A 1,595-nucleotide genomic window follows, 5' to 3' on the forward strand; every position below is an offset into this window, starting at 1 on the left:
GCGAAAGGGCTCCCACTTCCTCGCCTTCCTCGGCCTCGCAGCCGCCCTCACCTGCTACAAGAAGCTCGCCAAACTCACCACGTGAGACATCCTCTAAATGCTTGCGCTGCAGCTGCCCTTGCCGGAAACCTCATCCGTCCTGGTGGGAGCCGGTGCATCGGGCTCCCGAAATCTGGCCGCCATCGCTTGAGTTGGCGCTCTCGCGCAGCTGCCCGTCAGCCCGCCATGATGATCGATCGTGTTGCTGCGACTGGCTTACCTGGGTGTGACGAACGCGTTCGCGATGCTTCGCCTGCTGCCCCTGACCGACCGGGACAAGGATGTGGAGATCCTCGCCCTGCGCCACCAGATCACCGTACTGGAACGCCAACTCGGCAAGGACAAGGTCCGGTTCACGCCGGGCGATAGAGCGTACCTGGCGGCGCTGCTGCACCGGCTGCCTGCGCGCGTCCTGCGAAGGTTACGGCTGCTCGTACGCCCCGACACGGTACTGCGTTGGCACCGCAACCTCGTCGCACACCGCGATGCCTCCTCCTGCCGGCCCAAACGCCCGGGACGGCCACGCACCGTGCACTCCATCCGCACCCTGGTGCTGCGCCTGGCGAAGGAGAACCCGAACTGGGGGTACCGACGCCTGCACGGCGAGCTGCTCGTGCTGGGGGTGAAAGTGGGCGCGTCCACCGTCTGGGAAATCCTGAAGGAGGCCGGCACCGACCCAACACCCGAACGGAACTCCAGTACCTGGGCCACTTTCCTTCGCACTCAGGCTGATGCCCTGCCGGCCTGCGACTTCATGGAAACAGTCACCCTGTCGGGGATGCGGATGCACGTGCTCGTGGTGATCGAACACGGCAGTCGCCGGATCCGCGTCCTGGGCGCCACCACGCATCCCACCGCCTCCTGGGCAGCGCAAGCGGCGAAGAACCCCGCCATGGACCTCGAAGACCCCGGCTGCCGGACACGATTCATGATCCGGGACAGAGACGGGACGTTCCCCGAACCGTTCGATGGCATCCTCAAGGACGCGGGGACCGAAGCCGTGCTCAGCGGCATCCAGATGCCAAGGATGAACTCGATCATTGAAAGGTAGATACAGACCTGTCGCCGCGAACTCCTGGACCGGACGTTGATCTGGAACCAGCGACACCTCCTCCACACTCTGCGCGAGTTCGAACAGTTCTACAACAGACACCGACCACACCAGAACATCGCCAACGCCAGACCTCTGCACCCCCTGCCCACCGATCGACGATCCGGACACGTCAGCCCACCTCAACATACGTCGACACGATCGCCTCGGCGGCATCCTCCACGAGTACCGGCATGCTGCTTGACCTGCACGGATGACGTTTCCGGCAAGGGCAGGTATGCCGGATCGTTGGGATGAGGTTCCCCCGGCGTGCGGGAGGTGCTGATCAGCTGGTCAGGGCAGGTTGGCGGGGTTTCGGGTTCGTTCGTTCGGTCGTTGCTCGCTCGGCGTAGTGCTTCTCCTCGAATTCGACGGGGCTGAGGTAGCCGAGCCGTTTCTGGATGCGCCGGCTGTTGTAGAAGCCGTCGATGTACTGGAAGAGCGCGAGGTTGGCCTCGGCGCGGGT

1 protein-coding gene and 1 pseudogene are annotated in these 1,595 nt (G+C 64.4%); one reads left to right on the top strand and one right to left on the bottom strand.

Annotation, left to right across the window (positions count from 1 at the left end; genetic code table 11):
- The first annotated feature begins 238 nt into the window (after window positions 1–238).
- A pseudogene (locus ACWEKM_RS46520) lies at window positions 239–1,334 on the top strand (integrase core domain-containing protein).
- 81 nt (window positions 1,335–1,415) lie between these two features.
- On the opposite strand, the gene ACWEKM_RS46525 reads toward ACWEKM_RS46520, so the two are convergent.
- A partial coding sequence (locus ACWEKM_RS46525) for an IS3 family transposase (RefSeq protein ID WP_451627365.1) occupies window positions 1,416–1,595 on the bottom strand: 180 nt, incomplete at its 5' end.

This window comes from Streptomyces sp. NPDC004752, from assembly GCF_053601275.1.